Genomic DNA, 13,873 nt, shown 5'->3' with positions numbered 1-13,873 from the left:
CCAGCTAAATAATGCTCTAATTCTCGATCAGATAAGTCTTCCATAAACTGTAAAAGCAAACATTTAAATAACCGTAATGTTCCATAGCCTTTATAATTAGCTTCAGTTTCTAGCACTAATAACTCTCTTTCAACTGCTTTAAAATTAAATAAACTTTTAAATCTACGATATTGATGATCTGTGCTAACTAATTCATCTAAACTGACCATTGTTATTTGATGCTCTGACATTTCTTTACTTTCTTATTTTTTTTATTACATTATAACCTCTTACTACTCATATCTCAACACTCCCATAAAGAAAGTTATGATACTTGCCTTTTTTCTTAAAAATAATTAACAATTTCTATACACAAACCTTATATTTATTGACAAAATTTTACAAATTATATAATTTCCGTTTTCAAAAATTCAGAATCCATATTCCATGGTTTTTAAGATTTAAATAAGGATATATTTTTGTGAAAGAGTCATTAGTTGAAAAATTAAAAAAAATACAGTAAAACCACTAGAGACGACAAATTATTTGAGCATACTTATCGAAATTAAAAAGTTTATTGAAGCTAGTAATATTGATAATATAGCGTTAAGGCAAGGCTTGTTGTCCTTAGAGCAGGTTTCAAAAGAAGCAAAAAATAATAATGAAGCTATTATAAAAGGTAAGGACATATTAGAGTTACTTGCTCAAAATTTACCGGTAACTAAAAGCGATCCATTAAAAGCAGAAATATTTCACGTAATACTAAATGATTGTAGTGATTATTATAGAAATAATGAAGATGTTAATAATACATATCAATGGCTTAAAGAAGTTGGCGTAAGATTTAGTGTAGTTAGAACTGCAAGTTTAAATGAAGAAACATTAACCTCAGAAAACTTTAACTTTAATAAAAAGTCAGCTGAGTTAGAGCCTGTAGTAATAGAACTTGAACAAATATTAGAAAAATTAGGTATTGCTAAAGATAATTTTGACGCTAATGATTTATAAGTAGTCTTGTTTGTTTCTTATCTCATAACTTCCCTTGCTTCATAAGATAAGTTATGGTAGGCTAGTTTATCTTAATTAGTAACTCAAGTTTATTTTAGCGTTGCCGGTATGGTTTGGGAATTGTGCCAAAATTGTCATTGCGAGCGACTACAAAGAGCGTGGCAATCCAGCAAAACAATAAAAAAATTCTGTAAATCAGAATTTTTTACTGGATTACTTCGTCAATTACTACGTAACTTTCCTCGCAATGACGTTAAAACTATACTACTCCTATTATTATCCTTTCTCTTCTTTTCAAATCTGGCTATTGCCGATCCTGAAATAGCTGAATCCTTTAAATGTTCAAAACTTTTTCCTTATTTTGAAAAAAAATTTAACATCCCATCTAATACATTACATTCAATAGCTTTAAAAGAATCGGGGAAAAAACATACAACCCGTAAAATTAGAGTAGTATGGCCTTGGACGGTAAATGTTGAAGGAAAAGGCTATTATTTTAACACGAAAAGAGAAGCTGTAAGTTTTGTTAGAATAGAGCTTATAAAAGGGCAAGAGAGCATTGATGTCGGATGTATGCAGATTAATTTAAGACATCATTTAGGAGCTTTTAATTCCCTTGAACAGGCATTCGATCCAAATAATAATGTTCGTTACGGTGCAGAATTTTTACGTTCAAAATATAATCAGCTAGGAAGCTGGCACAAAGCTATAGCACATTACCACTCAGCCACTTATTCTTTAGGGTTTAAATATAAGCAAGATGTAGTTAAAATAGCAAGTAATATGGCTCTTTATAAAGCATCCTTACATAGTTATCTAAATAATAATGAAGGGGCTTTAGAAGATACAATTCCGGTAAATAATAATAAAATTCAAAAAAAATCACTTTTTAGTGGCAATAAAAGATACAGAAGTAGTATTATGATACCGGTTCCTGCTAAAATTAATTAATTTTATGAATATACTCGTTGAACTTAAAAAATTGGCTGCGTCATCCTACAAGTTCTGCAGTGTTCACGTATTAAGTATACGCTCCGCTCCTCGCCTCGTGGACTCCTTGCTCTTTTTCAAGTTGAACTTCGTATCACAACTCTTAATTTGTTTTTTAATATTAGTAAGTACGGTAAAAATAAATGCCGATTTTAACAATATTCAAGATAATTTTGAATATCAGGAAGAGCAGCTAACAATAGAATTACCTTGGAGCGACTGTACCGAAATTCATAAATTATTAGAGGAAAAATTATCTTTTTCAGAACAACAAATAAAAAAAGAAAATAAAATTCATGAGAAATATAAGCAATTTTATTTAAAACATAATAATCCTACTAATTTTTCTATGCAATTTCTTGAGAAAAAATCTGAGATTAATGGAGTAGAAACTTTAATATCAGGTTTTTTAAAATTTTGTGAAGATAATTTCCAAACTAGTAAAAGTAAATCTAATTCCCTAAATTATTATATTAAAAAACAACAAGATCAATGGTTTAATGATATAAGAAATGAGAATTACAAAATATATTATAGAAAAAAAATACGAAGATAATATCTTTAGAAATAATTAATTTATTTCAGCACTTGATTCATATATTATTTAATTTATATTAACTATAATAATATACAGGGTTATTTATGTTAAAGAAATTTATATTAGTATTGTTGTGTATAAGTAGTTATAAATCTCTAGGCGAATCTAATAAGACAGAGAACAATATTTCAGAGATAGAAAGAAAAAAAGTTTCTAGTAATGATAAACAACTAAAGCCTGTCTACTTAGAGCATTTGGATCTAACTTCGGATTTAAATCCTTCAGAAAAAAGCCTGTTGAGTTTAGAACCTTTATCGCCTAATAATAAAAATACGAAACCTATAGTTGTAGGTATTTAGGAGAATTTTGAAGGGCTAGATAGAGTTAAAGGGGATGATATTCGCACTGCAAGACAGAGAGAACTTATTCAAAATAGTTGGCTATATAGTTGGCAAGGAGGAGATTTTATTTCTTGATTCCAAACTAACACTTTAGGTCAAAAGTTAGAAGATAAACGAAGAGGATTATATATTCAACAGATTAAAGCTAAAAAATCATCGAAATAATGCTGTAGAGGGGATAAGTAACAGCTTATTTATCAAGCATGCAGCTAATGATATAATAAGTCGATTAGGGATGATTGATAAGGATTTTTCGGATATTCTAGAAATATCGGCTAAATGCGGTTACCTTACAAAGCTGTTAAAAACTACCTACCGAAATGCCTATATTACTGCAACGGATATGTTGCCATTATTGCTTGATCATTTTGAGCATGGTCGTAAATTATTAATCGATGATGAAGATTTAGAATTTCCTCCGAACTCTTTTGATTTAATTATTTATTCATTAGGGTTACACTGGATAAATGATATGCAGAGTTTTCTATCTAATATAAGAACATTTTTAAAGCCTGACGGTATTTTTATCGGTAATTTTATCGGCGGAAATAGTTTAAAGAATTTACGTAAATCTTTAATAGATGCCGAAACAGCAAGTGGTTTTAAACACTCTCCTCATATTTCTCCCTTTATTCATTTTGACCATGTCCCAATGCTATTATCACAAGCAGGATTTGCCGAAGTAATTGTTGATTATGAAAATATAGAGCTAAAATTTGATAATCCTTTAGCTTTAATGAGGGAAGTAAAAAATATCGGTGAGTCAAATTCACTAAATGCTAGTCACAATTACGCTATTTCTAAAAAGATGTTCTCTTTACTACAAAATTATACAAACGGCTTTAAAGATAATATTAATTTAATTAGTTTTATTGCTTCACCAAATAAGAATAGTATAAGATTAAAGTTGTTATAAAGGCGATAGTGGTGTATGGTTTATGTCATTCCTGCGAAAGCAGGAATCTAGGCTTTTTTGTTGTCACCCCGTGGCTTGACCACGGGGTCCAGTTAAAATAAGTTGTTTTCTGGATACCGTGGTCAAGCCACGGTATGACAAAAAGAGGATAATATAAGGTAAAAATATGCAAGAATTTGATTTAGTGGTAATAGGTAGCGGGCCGGCCGGTTATACAGGTAGTATTAGAGCTGCTCAGCTTGGTATGAAAGTAGCGTGTGTTGAGAAAAACGATACTCTCGGCGGCACTTGTTTAAATATAGGGTGCATACCGTCGAAAGCTTTACTTAATTCCTCCGAAAAATATGAAGAAGCTCTAAAGCATTTTGAGAGTATAGGTATTACTGCAAATGTAAAATTAGACCTACAAAAAATGCTAGCTAATAAAGATAAAGTAGTTTCTGACCTTACAAAAGGGATAGAAAGCTTATTTGCTAAGAATAAGATTACTAGGATAAAGGGCGAAGCTAAAATTATCTCTAGCGACATCATTGAGGTAAATAAAGAGCAAATTAAGGCCAAAAATATCCTAATTACTACAGGTTCCAGCGTCATAGAAATACCGAATATCAAAATAGATGAAGAGTTTATTGTTTCATCTACCGGAGCTTTAAAGCTTTCTAAAGTACCTGAGAACTTAATAGTTGTCGGGGGGGGATATATAGGCTTAGAACTCGGTTCGGTTTGGCGTCGTTTAGGTGCTAAAGTAACAGTTATTGAGTATGCACCGAGCATTGTGCCGATGCTTGATAAAGAAATTGCTACGCAATTTATGAAGTTACAACAAAAGCAGGGTATAGAGTTTAAACTAAATACTAAAGTGCTGTCTGCTGAAGTAAAGTCAGGAAAAGTAAATCTGACAACAGAAGAGGACGGTAAGAGTTCGGTAATAACTAGCGATGTGGTATTAATGGCAGTAGGCAGAAAAGCCTATACCCAAAATCTAGGGCTTGAGTCTGTCGGTATTATTACAGATAAACAAGGTAGAATTGAGATTAATGACCGGTTCCAAACATCTAGTCCAAACATTTATGCAGTAGGTGATGTGGTAAAAGGAGCTATGCTTGCTCATAAAGCCGAAGAAGAGGCTGTAGCTGCCGTGGAAATTATGGCAGGGCAGGCAGGACATGTTAACTATAATCTAATTCCAAGCGTAATATATACTTATCCTGAAGTAGCAAGCGTCGGTGAAACGGAAGAACAGTTAAAAGAAAAAGGTATTAATTATAAAGTAGGTAAGTTTCCGTTTTTAGCAAATAGTAGAGCAAGAGCAATCGGTAGTACGGAAGGGATGGTTAAGATCCTTGCCGATAGTAAAACCGATAGGGTTTTAGGAGCTCATATTATAGGAGCCGATGCAGGTACACTCATTGCCGAGCTTACGGCTTATATGGAATTCGGAGCAGCTTCGGAAGATATAGCAAGAACCTGCCACGCCCACCCGACTTTAAACGAGGTCATAAAAGAAGCAGCTCTTAGTGTGGATAAAAGAACGATTAATATGTAGTATACTCCTACGTCATTGCTTGGTAATTAATATAACATTTAAAAGTTGCTTAATAATGAACAAGCAAGAATTGCGTCTTTATTTCAAAGATCTTTTAATAAAAAACCAAGATAAGATTAATTCCGACTTAGTCAAAAACTCTCTAATAAATAAAATTAGCCGGTTATTACAGGAATTAAAAGCACAAACAGTTGGTCTCTATTACCCTCTAAAATACGAGATTAACTTACTTGAAATAACAAACTTACATCCTGAAATAAGATTCTTCCTACCAAAAGTTATAAAAAATGAGATAAAATATTGTCCTTATCATTATAACGATCAGTTGGCTTTAGGGGCTTTTAAAACCTATGAACCTATAAATAATGATTTTTTTATTCCTGAGCTAGTTATTATCCCAGGACTTGCGTTTAGTAAGGACGGTTATAGACTTGGATACGGCAAAGGACATTTTGACCGATATCTTAATAATAACCGAAATACATTAACCGCCGGAGTTTGTTTAAAAAAACAATTAATAGATAATTTTCCGATTGAATCTCATGATCGTAAGCTTAAATTTGTGGTTTCGGTATAATAACCTTAATTTTTTTAATTGTATAAAATATTATATTTGTATATTATTATTACAAAAATCAACTTAGGATAAAATGGTTGATATAATAAAAAAAATTGTCGTATTGCTCGGTGTACCTTTTGCTTTTTTTGCACAAGCAGTTGGAGATTGGCTAAAAACAGGACAAGTATCCGGCGATACTCAGACTGGAGATATTTGCTTTCAATTAGTGTTGATAGGAGTAGGGACACTTATCATCGATCAGGCATTTAGTAACTTGCCTGATGATGTATACAATGAATATGTCAAAATAGTACAAGATAGTGAGATACAAGTTACATTAGTTGGCTAATTTTTTTCTATTCATATATAGGCTACAAATTATTTGATTTGTAGCTTTTTTCTTATAAGTTATTACACAAACTTATTATTTCATCTTTATATTTTTGTTTGTGTAAATATTTGCTTTTTAAATTTAGATTTTTAAAATCCTTGTGATTCAATGGCGGGTATTTACTAAGCTTTATTAAATCTTCATCTAAAATAAAATGCTTGCGAGGAATATTTATAGTTTGTGCATTCTCTTCACGATAAGCTGCAAGAGCTTGAATTTTATGGTTAAAACTCTCATCATCACTTCTATATTTTATTTTTTTCCACGCATTTTTCGGCTCAACCTTATAATTTCTAACATCTAATAAAGAACTAAGAGTAGTTTGGTATTTATTAGTTAAATTATTTCTAATAATTATATTATTTAGCTCTTTATATATCTTATACAAATACTCCACATCTAACATTGCATAATTTAACATATCACTAGTAATAGGGCGTTTTAGCCAGTTAGATTTTTGGTGGGTTTTATCGATAGTAATGCCTATTAGCTTATAGCAAAGGTCATCATAGCTTAGCTGTTTACCGAATCCACAAATATTTGCTGCAATTTGTATATCAAAAACATTAGAAGGTAGGATTTTAAATAAATTATAGAAAATCTCTAAATCTTCACGAGGAGCATGAAATATTTTAGTAATATTATTATCTGCAAGTAACTTATTAAAAATATTCAGATCTAAATTGCTTAATGCATCAATTATTCCGCAATATTCTTCTGCTTTAACTTGAACTATACTAAGCTGAGCATAATAGGTATAGCGACGCTCAAATTCCGTATCTATGCTTAAGCATGTCTTATTTGCTAACCTGTTACAAAATTCTTCTAATGTTTTTTGATTATCAATAATTTGCATAGAAGCTATTTATAAAGCTCCGATAATTTTTAAGAAAAGATTAGTATGAGATAACGACAAGACAACTTCAAGACCGATTAAAATAATAATAATCCACTCAAGTTTGGTAGAATGTTTATAATTAAGGTCATTTGAAAGAATGTCTAAAAGCTCGTGAATCATATTAAGACGATGATTCATTATATTTTGCCGTATTTCTATGTCTTGAAACTCTGCCGTCATAAGATATAAAGGCTCATAGCTCGGACGACGCCAAAAGAATTCCGGAGTATCGAATATATCGCTATGTAAACTGATTGAATAACGCTCGTTAAATAATATACCTATTTGCTGTAATATCTCCTTTTTTGAAAGCGATACGCTGCCGGTTCTAGCTAGTTCCTGCTGAATAGGAGTGGTCTGAACAATCAAGTTACTAACGGATTGCTCAAGAACGCTAAGTTTAACCGATTGTGCAAGAGCATGAGAAATAGAAAGTTTAACAAAAACTGATTTATCTGCTAAGATTATTTTATTTTTTTCTTCATCAATAAATGTTTTCTCAACTTCTGTATTATATTCAAAATAAATATAATCGGATACCGGCTCTTTAAGCTTATTAACTGTTACTAAATCAGTATCGTTTAAAACTATTTTTTCTTGAATTTCATCGCCGCCCCAAATAGTTACACAGCCAAACGTGAAGAAAAATATCTCTATAAAATCAGAATCTTTATTTATCTCTTTCCGAATATATAAAACATCGTCAAAATGCTGAGGCTCAAGACCAATCTTTTTTAAATTAGTAACTAGATCACTCACCTTATATTCGGAAGAAGTACAGTAAGATGAACATCTCATGATTATTAAGTTTAATTTATATAAATTTAGAGTATAGTAGTTAGGCACCTATAAAGTCAATAATATTATAATTATGTATGAAATATTAAGTAATAGAGAGATTATCAAAATAATAGGTTTAGATTCGGTAAAGTTCCTACAAAATCTCATTACTAACGATATTTGTAAGAGCAGCTACTGTTATACCTATTTACTTAACAATCAAGGAAGATATTTATTTGATTTTTTCGTGTATGTTCATAATCTTGAGGAAATTTATCTTGATATTGATAAAAGTAATAAAGCTGCTTTGATAGAGCATTTAAACTTTTATAAATTTCGCTCAAAAATACAAATAATAGATTGTAGTGACGAATATAAAGTTATCTACTCACTGCAAAAATTAGATATAGACACGCTAGTTACATCTCGTGATCCGAGATATTCTATGCTTGGTTTTCGCTCAATAAATAAACTCGATGTCATACCGCGAGCTTGTAGCGGTATCCAGAAAATAATTAAAAAAGACTGGACCCCGTGGTCAAGCCACGGGGTGACAAAGAAGGAATCGCCCTCCTCAATAATACCTCTCTGCGAAAGCGAGAATCCAGCTTCCTTATATCTAGAAGATAAATATAATTTCGCAATAATAGACGGTGTGGAAGATTTAATCATAGATAAATCTATTCCAAATATGTACGGTGCCGAGGAGTTAAATGCAATTAGTTTTGACAAAGGCTGTTATGTCGGGCAGGAGGTTATTTCAAGAGCTAAATATCAAGGTGTTATAAGAAGAAAGATATATAAAATTATGGCAAATGAAGATTTATCCTCATTAGTTAAAGATGAAGAAATACTCGTAGATAACGATAAAATCGGCGTAATATGCTCAAGTTATCATAATAAAGCAATCGCCCTAATCAGAGAAGAAAAATACCTTACTTATAAAGAAGCTGATATTACCGTTAAAGGAATTAAAATAAACTTATCTCTCGCACCTTGGTATTAACTAATAGTTTATTTTTTAATAATTATTTGACATTCATTAAGTTCCCATGTATTATACTAATTATAAATAGACGTAAACCATATTTCATGGTATTTTTTATAAAAAATTAATATAAATTGGAGACTTTTATGTATACGCCTTTTCAATTATTAACTTCAGGAAATATACAAAACATACAATTAATACCGGCTATATTAATGAAACTAATATTAATAATGTTAACAACAATCTTAATATTTTTGAAGCTCTTTGCAGTTTGATACCTAACCAACAAGATCAGAACGTTAAAAATGCTTTAGAAAATACTGCTGTACAGATATTAAATAAAATGATCCTCGTTCCTGAAACTAATTGGGGTAAGAAAGACGGTGTCGGTAATACTATACTTGAATGGGGTATTTGGAGTAATAGCACTAAGGTGATGGAAGTATTTCATAATAATAATCAAATAATGAATAAATTTGTTGCTACTGAGAAAGCACAAATTCATAATTTTTCCGTGTTATAGCGGAGTCGCATATTTCTGATGAATTCCGTAAAAACCAAATCGAAAAATTAAAGCCTTTAGGTTTAGATATTAATAATCTTGGTCAGGATAATCATACTGCTTTATATTCTGCAATAAATATTTATTTAAATACATATTTAAATAAATATCAGATTATTGCTAGTGATCCCAGTAATCAAAATATAAGTTTATTTCAAACTCAAATGAATAAATATTATAAAATAGTTGAAAATTTGCTAAAATTTGGAGCTAATCCTTCGCTTGAAGCAAATAATATATTAAATTTACTAGCTCAGGGTTCTTTACAAATTCAAGAAGGTATTTCTAAAATTCCAAATTCAGGGCATAAACTTTTAGCTACAGCAAATTTTAAAACACTAACTGAAAATGTACATAAGTTAGTAGAAAAAACATTAGAAAATTATGACTTTAAAGATTCTAGTAATATGATCGTAATGCTTATGAATAAAATATTACCTACTAAATCACAAGAATTATTAACTGTAGTTGAGCCTATAATAGAAAAAATAGTTAAACAAGAAAAATTTAATCCTAACATTAAGGACGATAGTAATTTTAGCTCTAATCTAGTAGCATGGCTCGGTGAATTAGGAGCTGATTTCTTAGAAAAATGTATAAAAAATATGCAAACAAAAACCTAATGTAAATTTTGAGGATAAAACCGGCATGACTGCACTACATTGGTCTAGTGATTATAATGACGATAAAGTGGTAAAAGTTTTAGTAGAAAATGGTGGTAACGTAAATTCTGCCAGTAGTGAGAAGTATAAAACAATATTTCCTGTAGCCGGTGTAAACTGTACAGTAGAACATGACCTTAAAGCTACCTCGGTTCATCATTTATTTTTAAATAAATCAGGAAAGAATTCTAATGCTCCAAAACTTCCAACTTTAAAAGTTTTATTAAATAAAGAAAATAAGCCGCCGTTTGATCCAAGTCTTAAAATGCTCGGTAATAAAACTGCTGCAGATATACTAGAAGCCAAAAAAGCAGTTATAGTGGATTATAATGATTGTCATAATGCACTTGATGAGTATATCACTTGGTATAATAACGATTATACCGTAGCATCATTAGGTCAACAACTCGAAGAATTTGGGTTTTAAGAATAAAAAATATTATAAATCATCAATATTTCTAATCGAATAGCGGATTATGTAATAATTCGCTATTTGCATTTCTTTAACTCCACAAAAATATTGTTTGTTTCTTTTTTTATCTTTATTATTATTTGCATAGAAAATCCCTATAACTTAACTCTATGCCAAATATAGATATCCTGATTTTTACTAGCTTTTTAGCGATTAATTTGCTAGTTGGACTTCTAAATATAAAAAATATTCGTGAATATGCGATAGGAAAAAGGAATTTTTCTACAGGTACGATAGTCGCAACTCTTATTGCTACTTGGATCGGTACTAGTACTTTTTTAATCGATAATTCAAGAATATATACGGACGGGTTATTTTACTTATTACCTAGTATATTTGGTAGCGTCGTTAGTTGGTTATTAATTAGTTACTTTATAGCTCCTCGTTTTGAGAATTTTTTGGGTAGCTTATCGGCAGCGGAAATAATAGGGGAGGCTTACGGTAACAAAGTTCGTATTCTTACGTCGATAGTTAGTATATTAATGTCTATAGGTAGGATTGCCATGCAATTCCACGTAGCAAGTTTAATATTACAGCTATTCTTTAATATTTCAAATTTTTATATAGATTTATGTATCGCCACCGTAATAATAAGCTATTCTGCTTTTGGCGGTGTAAAATCGGTTACTTTTACCGAAGCCGTACAGTTTTTTACCTATAGTGCAATTATTCCGGTAATAGGAATTGTCGTATGGAATGTTTTTAGCGATCCGCATATAGTTATAGACTCAAACGTACAGACTCGTCTAACTGATTTACAAGGATTGTTTCACTATACTAGTCCTAAATTTTGGATTTCTTTAAATATTTTTATATATTTTGCGATTCCGTCGCTTGATCCTTCAATTTTTCAAAGAATATTGATGGCAAAAGACACAAAGCAAATATCAAAAACATTTTTTATTTCGGCAATTATTTGTCTTTGTTTATCCGCCTTATTTATTTGGATTGTAATATTATTACTATCTCAAGATCCAAGTGTTAACACTAATGAATTGTTTTTACGGATTATTAAAAGTTATATAGGATTTAAGGGGTTAATTGTCGGTGTTATTATGGCAATGATAATCTCAAGTACTAATTCTTATATTAACGTTGCAGCGGTAACTTTTACTAATGATATCATTAAAAAAATTTCTCTAAAGTATAATTATATAACCGCAATTACTATAGGATTAATAGGTTTTATTATATTACTCTATACGAAAGATTTAATAAATCTATTTCTATTATTGACTAGTATCTATTTGCCGCTAATCACTTTGCCGTTAATTTTGTTAATATACGGTTTTAAATCAAGTGCCAAAAGTTTTTTTATCGGTATGATTGCTGCAATATTAACTATTATATTGTGGCAAGTATTTTCTTTAAGAGCGGTTTTAGGTATTTATCCGATATTGCCCGCAACTATTGTAAATTTACTCTTTTTCCTTGGAAGTCATTATATTTTAAAACAACCAGGAGGGTTTAATTCTTTAAAAGAGCCACTAGCCGTTAAAATAATCAAGCAAGAGAGAAAAAGAAAATTTTTGACTTTATTTCGTGATCTTAAGAATTTTAACATCTTTAAATATTGGGAAAGCACCCTACCAAATCAAGAAATTACTTATAGTTATGTCGGTATATTTATTTTAATATCGATGTTCTCATCTTTATATACCACATCGGGTAGCAGAATAATGAACTATTTGGAGATATATAATATTATTTACCATACCACCCTTATCACTGCTGCAATATTAATCACTTATCCTTTATGGTCTTTAAAATTTAAAAAGAATTATATTATATCTTTATCTTGGTTTGTTGCTACTTTCGTTATATTAATATTTTTCGGTAGTTTACTTGTTATATCAAATAGTTTTGATCAGTTGCAATTAATGTGTTCGATAATTAACTTACTTATAATTGCAACGATATTTAGATGGCAAGCTACTTTACTTATGACCGTTACAGGCGTGTTTTCCAGTATAGAGTTTTATAAATATTTTATGGATAAGAAGTTATTAATTAGCATAGATAGTTTTCAATTCAAAGTAGTATATTTCTTAACCTTATTTAGTAGCCTTTTAATAGTATTCTTAAAACCAAGGCAGGAGCAAGAAAGATTAGTTAACCTAAAAAATACTCATTTAGGTAATAGAGTTAATTATAGAGAGCAGGAATTAGAGAAGTTACTTGATTTGAAACATGAGTTCTTACGTAATATAAACCATGAAATCAATACACCGCTAACCGGTATTATTAGCCTTGGTGAAACCTTATGGGCTAATTATGATAAATTTAATGAAGATCAGCGTCGTGGTGCCGTAGAGATTATAGCTAAAAATTCTATTAGATTAAATAGCTTGATAAATAATATTCTAGATTTTTCAAAATTATCCAGTCTTAATTATGAATTAAATAAAGAAGATATAAACTTAAGCGAATTGCTACATGAAAGGATTAAAATATGTAAGAAATTATATCTAAACGGCAAAACATTAAATTTTGTATCTGATATTGAAGAGAATATAATATTTAACTGTGATCCTCATTATATTAAACATACATTTGATAATCTAATAATTAATGCTCTCAGCTATTGTAGTGAGGGAATAATAAAAATTGATTTACAAAAGCAGAAAGATAGTATTTTATTCAGTATAAAAGACGATGGAATAGGAGTGCCGAAGGAGGAATTGCAGAGTATATTCGGCGTATTTGTCGTAAGCTCTAAAACACGTACACCGGCAGGAGGTAGAGGAGTAGGGCTTGCTCTCTGTAAGAAAGTAATAGAACTGCACGCCGGAAAAATTTGGGCAGAAAACGATAAACAGGGGAAGACCAAGTTTATTTTCACGATGCCTTTGTAATCGACTACATAGTACTGAGCATTTTTCATTCTATGTCATTCCCGCGTGGCGTTGTTGCGTGGACCGGTTTTCTATTGTCATCCCACGACTTGATCGCGGGATCCAGTTAAAAATACTAAAACTATTAGTATTTTTTATTGTTTTTATGGCTCCCGTGGTCAAGCCACGGGGTGACACCATAGGTTTTACCGGTCTACGCAACAATACCTCGCGAGGATGACATCGAGATCTTTTAAAAAAACGTCCGGTACTATAGATCAAACCACGGTACGACATTATTATGAAAAAAATTATTTTTAACAAACAACGAGATTTGATATCAATT

17 protein-coding genes and 1 pseudogene are annotated in these 13,873 nt (G+C 30.6%); 13 read left to right on the top strand and 5 right to left on the bottom strand.

What is annotated here, in order from left to right:
• A partial coding sequence (locus SB78_RS03865; RefSeq protein ID WP_041078813.1) for a hypothetical protein occupies positions 1 to 230 on the bottom strand: 230 nt, incomplete at its 3' end.
• A gap of 295 nt (positions 231 to 525) precedes the next feature.
• On the opposite strand from SB78_RS03865, the gene SB78_RS03860 reads away from it, so the two are divergent.
• The 5 genes and pseudogenes from SB78_RS03860 to SB78_RS03840 all read left to right on the top strand — a co-directional run bounded on the left by SB78_RS03860 (position 526) and on the right by SB78_RS03840 (position 3,832).
• Positions 526 to 987, top strand: a complete 462-nt coding sequence (locus SB78_RS03860; protein ID WP_241773722.1) for a hypothetical protein — start codon at positions 526 to 528, stop codon at positions 985 to 987.
• A 108-nt stretch (positions 988 to 1,095) separates the two neighbouring features.
• Positions 1,096 to 1,938, top strand: a complete 843-nt coding sequence (locus tag SB78_RS03855) for a lytic transglycosylase domain-containing protein (protein ID WP_041078812.1) — start codon at positions 1,096 to 1,098, stop codon at positions 1,936 to 1,938.
• A gap of 121 nt (positions 1,939 to 2,059) precedes the next feature.
• Positions 2,060 to 2,552 (top strand): annotated as a pseudogene (locus tag SB78_RS03850) (DUF2532 domain-containing protein).
• A 67-nt stretch (positions 2,553 to 2,619) separates the two neighbouring features.
• Positions 2,620 to 2,874: a hypothetical protein gene (locus SB78_RS10830; protein ID WP_081420937.1), complete on the top strand. Its 255-nt coding sequence runs from the start codon at positions 2,620 to 2,622 to the stop codon at positions 2,872 to 2,874.
• Positions 2,875 to 3,112: 238 nt separating this feature from the next.
• Positions 3,113 to 3,832: a methyltransferase domain-containing protein gene (locus tag SB78_RS03840; protein WP_277361049.1), complete on the top strand. Its 720-nt coding sequence runs from the start codon at positions 3,113 to 3,115 to the stop codon at positions 3,830 to 3,832.
• Positions 3,833 to 3,857: 25 nt separating this feature from the next.
• Here the strand turns inward: SB78_RS03840 and SB78_RS10825 are convergent, their stop codons facing one another.
• Positions 3,858 to 4,004 (bottom strand): hypothetical protein, encoded by a 147-nt coding sequence (locus SB78_RS10825; protein WP_241773721.1) that lies wholly within the window; start codon positions 4,002 to 4,004, stop codon positions 3,858 to 3,860.
• Between SB78_RS10825 and lpdA the strand changes: the two genes are divergently transcribed.
• The 3 genes from lpdA to SB78_RS03825 all read left to right on the top strand — a co-directional run bounded on the left by lpdA (position 3,999) and on the right by SB78_RS03825 (position 6,286).
• Positions 3,999 to 5,378: a dihydrolipoyl dehydrogenase gene (gene lpdA, locus SB78_RS03835; RefSeq protein WP_041078810.1), complete on the top strand. Its 1,380-nt coding sequence runs from the start codon at positions 3,999 to 4,001 to the stop codon at positions 5,376 to 5,378. The genes SB78_RS10825 and lpdA overlap by 6 nt on opposite strands.
• Positions 5,379 to 5,433: 55 nt before the next feature.
• Positions 5,434 to 5,955: a 5-formyltetrahydrofolate cyclo-ligase gene (locus SB78_RS03830; protein ID WP_041078809.1), complete on the top strand. Its 522-nt coding sequence runs from the start codon at positions 5,434 to 5,436 to the stop codon at positions 5,953 to 5,955.
• Between the two features lie 73 nt (positions 5,956 to 6,028).
• The gene (locus SB78_RS03825) at positions 6,029 to 6,286 is read left to right on the top strand and encodes a hypothetical protein (RefSeq protein WP_241773720.1); all 258 of its coding nucleotides are present in this window, start codon (positions 6,029 to 6,031) and stop codon (positions 6,284 to 6,286) included.
• Positions 6,287 to 6,338: 52 nt separating this feature from the next.
• On the opposite strand, the gene SB78_RS03820 is transcribed toward SB78_RS03825, so the two are convergent.
• Together SB78_RS03820 and SB78_RS03815 are read right to left on the bottom strand one after the other, a co-directional pair.
• On the bottom strand, positions 6,339 to 7,184 hold the full coding sequence (locus SB78_RS03820) for a ribonuclease D (protein WP_041078808.1): 846 nt from the start codon (positions 7,182 to 7,184) through the stop codon (positions 6,339 to 6,341).
• Between the two features lie 9 nt (positions 7,185 to 7,193).
• Positions 7,194 to 7,985: an RMD1 family protein gene (locus tag SB78_RS03815; protein ID WP_041078807.1), complete on the bottom strand. Its 792-nt coding sequence runs from the start codon at positions 7,983 to 7,985 to the stop codon at positions 7,194 to 7,196.
• A 112-nt stretch (positions 7,986 to 8,097) separates the two neighbouring features.
• Between SB78_RS03815 and ygfZ the strand changes: the two genes are divergently transcribed.
• From ygfZ to SB78_RS03790, 5 genes are all read left to right on the top strand, one after another.
• Positions 8,098 to 9,012, top strand: coding sequence for a CAF17-like 4Fe-4S cluster assembly/insertion protein YgfZ (gene ygfZ / locus SB78_RS03810; protein WP_041078806.1), 915 nt, complete (start codon positions 8,098 to 8,100; stop codon positions 9,010 to 9,012).
• Between the two features lie 256 nt (positions 9,013 to 9,268).
• On the top strand, positions 9,269 to 9,520 hold the full coding sequence (locus SB78_RS10820) for a hypothetical protein (RefSeq protein ID WP_241773719.1): 252 nt from the start codon (positions 9,269 to 9,271) through the stop codon (positions 9,518 to 9,520).
• A 203-nt stretch (positions 9,521 to 9,723) separates the two neighbouring features.
• Positions 9,724 to 10,182 (top strand): hypothetical protein, encoded by a 459-nt coding sequence (locus tag SB78_RS03800; RefSeq protein WP_041078814.1) that lies wholly within the window; start codon positions 9,724 to 9,726, stop codon positions 10,180 to 10,182.
• A 25-nt stretch (positions 10,183 to 10,207) separates the two neighbouring features.
• On the top strand, positions 10,208 to 10,648 hold the full coding sequence (locus SB78_RS10815) for an ankyrin repeat domain-containing protein (RefSeq protein WP_041078805.1): 441 nt from the start codon (positions 10,208 to 10,210) through the stop codon (positions 10,646 to 10,648).
• Positions 10,649 to 10,803: 155 nt separating this feature from the next.
• The gene (locus tag SB78_RS03790) at positions 10,804 to 13,548 is read left to right on the top strand and encodes a sodium:solute symporter family transporter (RefSeq protein WP_041078804.1); all 2,745 of its coding nucleotides are present in this window, start codon (positions 10,804 to 10,806) and stop codon (positions 13,546 to 13,548) included.
• A 30-nt stretch (positions 13,549 to 13,578) separates the two neighbouring features.
• On the opposite strand, the gene SB78_RS10810 is transcribed toward SB78_RS03790, so the two are convergent.
• Positions 13,579 to 13,873, bottom strand: a 295-nt coding sequence (locus SB78_RS10810) for a hypothetical protein (RefSeq protein ID WP_241773718.1), incomplete at its 5' end; no start/stop codon positions are given.

Source organism: Rickettsia asembonensis (genome assembly GCF_000828125.2).
GTDB classification, from domain to species: Bacteria; Pseudomonadota; Alphaproteobacteria; order Rickettsiales; family Rickettsiaceae; genus Rickettsia; species Rickettsia asembonensis.
Note: the sequence above shows the minus strand (reverse complement) of the source record. Positions and strands in the feature narration are given on the sequence as shown.